A 251-nucleotide genomic window follows, 5' to 3' on the forward strand; every position below is an offset into this window, starting at 1 on the left:
CCGTCCACGCTAAGTGCGACGAACCCTTCCTCACTGAACGAGGCCTGACGAACTACTGGGGGTACTCGACTCTCTCCTTCTTCGCGCCCGAGCCCTCCTACGCGACCGAGGCCTCGCGCGAACGCGGTGCCCAGGCGGTTGTCGACGAGTTCCGAGGCATGGTCTCCCTCCTGCACCAGGCTGGTATCGAGGTCATTCTCGACGTCGTCTACAACCATACGTGCGAGGGCGGCGACGCCGGCCCCTCCCTG

General features: G+C 65.3%; 1 pseudogene. It reads left to right on the forward strand.

Annotation, left to right across the window (positions count from 1 at the left end):
- Window positions 1–251, forward strand: a pseudogene (locus QP415_RS12360) (alpha-amylase family glycosyl hydrolase); the annotation flags it as partial.

Origin of the sequence: Pauljensenia sp. UMB3104, from assembly GCF_030217285.1 — a bacterium.
Lineage (GTDB): Bacteria > Actinomycetota > Actinomycetes > Actinomycetales > Actinomycetaceae > Pauljensenia.